The following is a 6733-nucleotide window of genomic DNA, read 5'->3' on the forward strand; positions in this document are numbered from 1 at the left end:
GTCAACGCCAGAACGCCACGCACCGATCGACGATCGGATTGGCAGTCGAAAAGAAGACCTCCCAGCACCAGCCGCCGCATACGAGCGACGGCCTACCCCCGGCACGGAGGCCGGGGCCCCGACAGACGTGGGGATGGACAGGGAGCAGACCTCCGACAAGTGAAGGAATCGCCACATGGCACGTCTCATGGGTGTCGATCTTCCGCGCGAGAAGCGTATGGAGATCGCACTGACCTACATCTACGGCATCGGCCGTACCCGCTCGAAGGAGATCCTGGACGCGACCGGCGTCAGCCCGGATCTGCGCACGAAGGATCTGTCGGATGACGATCTGACCAAGCTGCGTGACTACATCGAGGGCTCCGAGCTCAAGGTGGAGGGCGATCTGCGCCGCGAGGTGCAGGCCGACATCCGCCGCAAGATCGAGATCGGCTGCTACCAGGGCCTGCGCCACCGTCGTGGCCTGCCTGTCCGCGGGCAGCGCACCAAGACCAACGCGCGCACTCGTAAGGGTCCGAAGCGCACCGTCGCAGGGAAGAAGAAGTAATGCCTCCGAAGTCACGTACCAGCGGTCCGAAGAAGACCCAGAAGTCGCGTCGTAGGGAAAAGAAGAACATCCCGCACGGCAACGCGCACATCAAGAGCACGTTCAACAACACGATCGTGTCGATCACCGACCCGAACGGCAACGTCATCTCGTGGGCGTCGTCCGGTCACGTCGGTTTCAAGGGCTCGCGCAAGTCGACTCCGTTCGCCGCGCAGCTCGCCGCCGAGAACGCTGCCCGCAAGGCGCAGGAGCACGGCGTCAAGAAGGTCGACGTTTTCGTGAAGGGTCCCGGCTCCGGCCGCGAGACCGCGATCCGTTCGCTGCAGGCTGCAGGGCTCGAGGTCGGCACCATCTCCGATGTCACTCCTCAGCCCCACAACGGCTGCCGTCCGCCCAAGCGGCGTCGGGTCTAGCGGGAAGGAAGGTTTAGAAAATGGCTCGTTATACCGGACCCATCACCCGCAAGTCGCGTCGTCTGCGTGTTGACCTCGTTGGAGGCGACCAGGCGTTCGAGCGTCGTCCCTACCCGCCCGGCCAGCACGGCCGCGCGCGGATCAAGGAGAGCGAGTACCTGCTCCAGCTGCAGGAGAAGCAGAAGGCTCGCTTCACCTACGGCGTCATGGAGAAGCAGTTCTCGCGCTACTACAAGGAAGCCAACCGGCTCAAGGGCAAGACCGGCGAGAACCTGCTGGTCCTGCTCGAGACCCGTCTCGACAACGTCGTGTACCGCGCCGGCCTGGCGCGCACCCGTCGTCAGGCTCGCCAGCTGGTCAGCCATGGCCACTTCCTGGTGAACAACAAGAAGGTCAACGTCCCCAGCTACCGCGTCTCCCAGTACGACATCATCGATGTCAAGGAGAAGTCGCTGCCGACGCTGCCCTTCCAGGTTGCTCGCGAGACCGTCGGCGATCGCCCGGTTCCGGGCTGGCTGCAGGTCATCCCCGGCCGGCTGCGGATCCTGGTTCACCAGGCGCCGGAGCGCGCGCAGATCGATGTCCCGCTGCAGGAACAGCTGATCGTCGAGTACTACTCGAAGTAAGCGTCATGCGCAGGTGAGGGCGCACCCGCCCCGGGTGCGCACTCACCGAAATCCACACGTGGGCGTCAAATAGTGGGCGTCCGTAGAGGAAGAAGAAACAATGCTCATTTCGCAGCGACCGACTCTCACCGAAGAGGTCCTGGCCGACAACCGCTCGAAGTTCGTTATCGAGCCCCTCGAGCCGGGCTTCGGCTACACCCTGGGCAACTCGCTCCGGCGCACCCTGCTGTCGTCCATCCCCGGCGCGGCGGTGACCAGCATCCGCATCGACGGCGTGCTGCACGAGTTCACCACCGTTCCCGGCGTGAAGGAAGATGTCACCGACATCATCCTGAACTTGAAGGGCCTCGTCGTCTCCTCCGAGGAGGACGAGCCCGTCACGATGTACGTGCGCAAGCAGGGCCCGGGCACCGTCACCGCGGCTGACATCGTTCCGCCGGCCGGCGTCACGGTGCACAACCCGGATATGCACATCGCGACCCTGAACGACAAGGGCAAGCTCGAGATCGAGCTCGTCGTCGAGCGCGGCCGCGGCTATGTGCCGGCGGTGCAGAACAAGGCCACTGGCGCCGAGATCGGCCGGATCCCGGTCGACTCGATCTACTCGCCGGTGCTCAAGGTGACCTACAAGGTTGAGGCGACTCGTGTTGAGCAGCGCACCGACTTCGACAAGCTGATCCTCGACGTCGAGACCAAGAACTCCATCACCTCCCGGGACGCGCTGGCTTCGGCCGGCAAGACCCTGGTGGAGCTGTTCGGTCTCGCCCGCGAACTCAACATCGAGGCCGAGGGCATCGAGATCGGGCCGTCGCCGGCCGAGGCCGACCACATCGCGTCGTTCGGCCTGCCGATCGAGGATCTCGACCTGACCGTTCGTTCCTACAACTGCCTCAAGCGCGAGGGCGTGCACACCGTCGGTGAGCTCGTCGCGCGCACGGAGTCCGATCTGCTGGACATCCGCAACTTCGGGCAGAAGTCGATCGACGAGGTCAAGGTCAAGCTGCATTCGCTGGGCCTCGCGCTCAAGGACAGCCCGGCTTCGTTCGATCCGTCGAGTGTTGCCGGCTACGACGCTGCCACCGGTACCTGGAGTGACACCGACGGCGGTGCGTTCAGCGAGGCCGACGGTAGCGACCAGGATTACGCCGAGACCGAGCAGCTCTGAGCCACCGCGCGCTGCTGGGTCCCTGACAGGAGAAACAAACAATGCCCAAGCCCACCAAGGGTGCCCGCCTCGGCGGGTCGGCCAGCCACCAGAAGGCGATCCTGGCGAATCTCGCCACCGCCCTCTTCGAGCACGGCCGGATCACCACCACGGAGACCAAGGCCAAGCGTCTTCGCCCGTACGCGGAGAAGCTCGTCACCCACGCCAAGGCCGGCACCCTCGCGCATCGTCGCGAGGTGCTGAAGGTCATCCGCAACAAGGATGTCGTGCACACCCTGTTCGCGGAGATCGGTCCGTCCTTCGCCGATCGCGATGGCGGCTACACCCGCATCATCAAGACGGTGCCCCGCAAGGGTGACAACGCGCCGATGGCGATCATCGAGCTCGTTCGTGAGAAGACCGCGAGCTCGGAGGCGTCCCGCGCCACCCGCGCTGCGGCTTCGAAGAAGGCCGCTGCCGCCGAGGCCGCTGCCGACGAGAACGTCGTCGCCGAGGTTGAGGCCGAGGCCACCGAGGCCGAGGTCGCCAACGCGGACGCGGTCGCCGAGGCCGTGACCGACGAGTCGAGCACCGTCGCCGCAGCCGAGGTCGCCGACGAGGCCAAGGACTCCAAAGAGTCCTGACGTGGCACTAGCTGATGGGCCCGCCGTTCCCTCCGGGGACGGCGGGCCCGTTCCATTCCAGGAGGGTCGCGCGGCGCCGGTGACGTCGGGTCGCTCCGCTTCGAGGCGCTTGCGGCTCGATATCTCGTATGACGGCACCGATTTCCGCGGCTGGGCACGCCAGCCCGACCTGCGCACGGTGTGCGGCGTGCTCGAGGAATCGCTGGGTACCGTCCTACGCGAGCCGGTCGAACTGACGGTCGCGGGGCGCACCGATGCCGGCGTGCATGCCGAGGGCCAAGTGGCGCATATGGACGTCGCCTGGGATGGCGACGACCTGCCGAAGCTGGTCCGGCGGATGGCGCGGTTTCTGCCCTCGGATGTGCGGATCATGCGGCTCACGGACGTGCCGCCCGAGTTCGATGCCCGCTTCTCTGCGCTGCGGCGCCACTACAGCTACCGGCTGTTCACCTCGGATTACGGTGTCCCGCCGCTGGAGTCGCGCGGCATGGTCGGGTGGAGCCGCCCGGTGGATCTGGAGGCGATGCGTGCGGCTTCTCAGGCGCTGCTGGGCCTGAACGACTTCGCGGCGTTCTGTCGGCGCCGTGACGGCGCGACGACCGTGCGGGAGCTGCAGCGGTTCGATTGGGTGATCGACGGCAACCGGCTGACCGCGCATGTCAGCGCGGATGCGTTCTGCTGGTCGATGGTGCGCAGCCTCGTCGGCGCGGTCCTCGCCGTGGGGGAGGGGCGTCGCAGCGTCGAATGGACTAAGAATTTGCTAAATGAGCGGGCGCGGTCGAGTGGCGTTACTGTGGCCCCTGCACGTGGGCTGAGCCTGGTGGCGGTGGACTATCCGGACTATGCGCTGCTCGCCGAGCGCAACGCCGAAACCCGTGCTGTGCGTACGGAATCCGCAGGTTCGGGCGGATGCTGCGGTGGAGATTGACCGATCGGTGAAAGTGACATATGTCACGTTAGGTAGTCAAATATTACGGCGGTCTAACCGAGCGATCACGAATCGATACAATCGCAGCCGGGTTGTGTTATGCCCTCGTGATCTGAAATCCTACGCGGCAATGTCTCTCATTCGGTCGCCCGAATGGGGGAGCGCTGACGTAGTCAACGGTCCTGAGCGAATGCGCTGTGCGTGTCCGTGGGGTTGGGAAGTGAGTTGTGAATGAGGGACGGGTCGCGGTCCGGCGTACGCGCTTGGAACCCGGAAACTTGGCGGCTCCGCTGGAAGGTCGGCGCCGTCCTCGCGGTCCCGCTGTCGGTCGCCCTTCTGCTCGGCGGACTCCGCATCTCCGACGAATTGCAGACTTCGCAGCGGCTGAATGAAGCAGCCGACAGCGTCGACGTGGTTACCGCGGCGATCGAGCTGGAGGCCCGCACGAACCAGGTGATGGGTGGTCAGGCAACCGCAACCGTTGCCGACGGCGAACTCGACCACCTCGACGAAGCGATCGGGCACGGCCAGGCGGTCCTCGACCGCGGCAAGCTCGCACCCGAGGTGGCCGCCGCACTGGCCGACGTGATGGATGTCGCTCAGACGGTGTTCGGCGAGGGTCCGACGACCGAGATCGACCTCGAGGAGATGAAGGCTCGAGCACATCGCGTGCAGGCCAACACACTCGACATCGTCGAGTTGTCGCTGCAGTCGGTCGAAGACTCCACCGTTACCGCCGCGAAGAACCAGTTGGTCGCGGCCCTCGGCGGCCAGCGTCGCCTGTTCGACGAGGTGGCCGGCGGCGTCGCGATTCTGCGTGACCCGAACGGCGGACACGATGTTGAGGAAGAGCTCAACATCATGGCCGAGAACGCGATGGTCGACGTGCTCGCCCGGTACTACCCGGACGATGACCGTCGGATCGCCGACCTCTACAAGGGCATCGAGAACCGCTTCGGTCTGGTCAACCAGGGCCGCAAGACCCAGATCTGGCCGCTGTTCGAAACCCGTGAATCGCTGATCGACAGCCTCGGCACCTACACGACCCTGGTTCAGAATTCCGCGAAGACGATCACCAGTGGCGTGCAGGAACTTGCGGACAACGCGCGCGACCGCGCGATCCGTGACGCCGCGATCGTCCTCGGCGGTCTGTTGCTCGCGGTCGTCGTCGGTCTGATGATCGCGCGTTCGCTCATCGCGCCGATTCGCCGCCTGCGCGTGAGCGCGATCGGTATCGCCGAACGCGATCTACCCGCCGAGGTGGACCGGATCAAGGCCGGTGAAAACGCCCTCGACGTGGTGCCCGAGCCGGTCCCCGTCCATACCAAGGAAGAGATCGGCCAGCTCGCTCGCGCCGTCGACGAGATCCACGACCAGGCGCTGCGCCTGGCCGGTGAACAGGCCGACCTTCGTCTCCAGGTCAACGAGATGTTCGAGACGCTGGCCCGGCGAAGCAAGTCGCTCGTCGATCATCAGCTCTCGCTCATCGAGTCGATGGAGTACGAGGAGAAGGACCCGCGTCTGCTCGAGCGGCTCTTCCGTCTCGACCACCTCGCCACTCGTATGCGCCGTAACGGCGACAACCTGCTGATTCTCGCCGGTACTGCCGCGCGCAAGGGCCGTGCCACCCCGGTTGCCGTGGTGGACGTGCTGCGCGCCGCGGTGTCCGAGGTTGAGGACTACCGCCGGGTGAAGCTCGGTGCGACACCGGATCTGGCGATTGTCGGTTCGGCGGCAAGCGACATCGTGCACCTCCTCTCCGAGCTGCTCGACAACGCGGTGCGCGCCTCTCCGCCGGCCAGCGACGTGACGTTCAACTTCGCCCGGTCGCAGGATGGCGGCCTGGTGATCGAGGTGTCCGACCGTGGTGTCGGTATCACCCCCGCCGAAATGTTCGAGATGAACGAGCGGCTTGCCCGTTCCGCCGAGGTTGGTCCCGAGACCGCTCGCCGAATGGGTCTGTTCGTGGTCGGGCGACTCGCCGAGCGTCACGGTCTGAAGGTGCGGCTGCGTGCCACGTTCGAAAGCGCTGCCGACCCGGGCCTGACCGTCATGGTCTATTTCCCGAAGCGTCTCATCGACGAGTCGGGTGCAGTCCAGCAGCCGTTCGAGCCGACGTATGCGGCCCGTCCGATGGCACCGATCCCGCCGCGTGAAGGCCTTGGAGCTCTCGCGGGCGCCAACGCCGCGCTGCCGCGTGGGTCGAATGGTCAGTCAACGCCGACTCAGCCGCAGCGTCCGACCGAACCGCCGGTTTCTCGTCCGCAGGGCTCCTCGGTGACCGAGGCCGGCCGGTCCACGCGCGAGACCGGTCTTGCGGGTCTCCCGAAGCGTGACCAGGGCGCAACGGATCTCCCGCCGCGTACCCCAGGTGCGACGCCGGGTATCCCGGCAGCCGGCATCGGGTCTCGCGGGTCTGCCGCAGCGTGAG

At 66.0% G+C, this 6733-nt stretch carries 7 protein-coding genes; all 7 read left to right on the top strand.

The annotated features are described in order from the left end of the window. Positions 1 to 175: 175 nt before the first annotated feature. The 7 genes from rpsM (at position 176) to A8G08_RS17480 (ending at position 6732) form a co-directional block, all read left to right on the top strand. Positions 176 to 547, top strand: coding sequence for a 30S ribosomal protein S13 (gene rpsM / locus A8G08_RS17450; RefSeq protein WP_068276792.1), 372 nt, complete (start codon positions 176 to 178; stop codon positions 545 to 547). Continuing rightward, positions 547 to 960: a 30S ribosomal protein S11 gene (gene rpsK, locus A8G08_RS17455; protein ID WP_068276795.1), complete on the top strand. Its 414-nt coding sequence runs from the start codon at positions 547 to 549 to the stop codon at positions 958 to 960. The genes rpsM and rpsK overlap by 1 nt, the downstream gene beginning before the upstream one ends. 20 nt (positions 961 to 980) lie before the next feature. Further along, positions 981 to 1586: a 30S ribosomal protein S4 gene (rpsD, locus tag A8G08_RS17460; protein ID WP_068276798.1), complete on the top strand. Its 606-nt coding sequence runs from the start codon at positions 981 to 983 to the stop codon at positions 1584 to 1586. Between the two features lie 100 nt (positions 1587 to 1686). Then, positions 1687 to 2751: a DNA-directed RNA polymerase subunit alpha gene (locus A8G08_RS17465; protein ID WP_068276800.1), complete on the top strand. Its 1065-nt coding sequence runs from the start codon at positions 1687 to 1689 to the stop codon at positions 2749 to 2751. Positions 2752 to 2792: 41 nt separating this feature from the next. Continuing rightward, entirely contained in the window at positions 2793 to 3374 is a 582-nt protein-coding gene (gene rplQ / locus A8G08_RS17470; RefSeq protein ID WP_068276803.1) for a 50S ribosomal protein L17, read from the top strand. A 1-nt stretch (position 3375) separates the two neighbouring features. After that, a complete protein-coding gene (gene truA / locus A8G08_RS17475) occupies positions 3376 to 4302 on the top strand; it encodes a tRNA pseudouridine(38-40) synthase TruA (protein ID WP_084436434.1) in 927 nt (308 codons plus the stop codon). Positions 4303 to 4533: 231 nt separating this feature from the next. Further along, a complete protein-coding gene (locus A8G08_RS17480; protein WP_068276809.1) occupies positions 4534 to 6732 on the top strand; it encodes a sensor histidine kinase in 2199 nt (732 codons plus the stop codon). The last annotated feature ends 1 nt before the right edge of the window (position 6733 follow it).

Source organism: Aldersonia kunmingensis, assembly GCF_001646865.1.
Taxonomy (GTDB): domain Bacteria; phylum Actinomycetota; class Actinomycetes; order Mycobacteriales; family Mycobacteriaceae; genus Aldersonia; species Aldersonia kunmingensis.

Excerpts from the sequence above, each read along its gene's own strand:
- A8G08_RS17480 (WP_068276809.1), top strand. The coding sequence starts at position 4,534 with ATGAGGGACGGGTCGCGGTCCGGCGTACGCGCTTGGAACCCGGAAACT.
- rpsD (WP_068276798.1), top strand. The coding sequence starts at position 981 with ATGGCTCGTTATACCGGACCCATCACCCGCAAGTCGCGTCGTCTGCGT.
- A8G08_RS17465 (WP_068276800.1), top strand. The coding sequence starts at position 1,687 with ATGCTCATTTCGCAGCGACCGACTCTCACCGAAGAGGTCCTGGCCGAC.
- rplQ (WP_068276803.1), top strand. The coding sequence starts at position 2,793 with ATGCCCAAGCCCACCAAGGGTGCCCGCCTCGGCGGGTCGGCCAGCCAC.
- rpsM (WP_068276792.1), top strand. The coding sequence starts at position 176 with ATGGCACGTCTCATGGGTGTCGATCTTCCGCGCGAGAAGCGTATGGAG.
- rpsK (WP_068276795.1), top strand. The coding sequence starts at position 547 with ATGCCTCCGAAGTCACGTACCAGCGGTCCGAAGAAGACCCAGAAGTCG.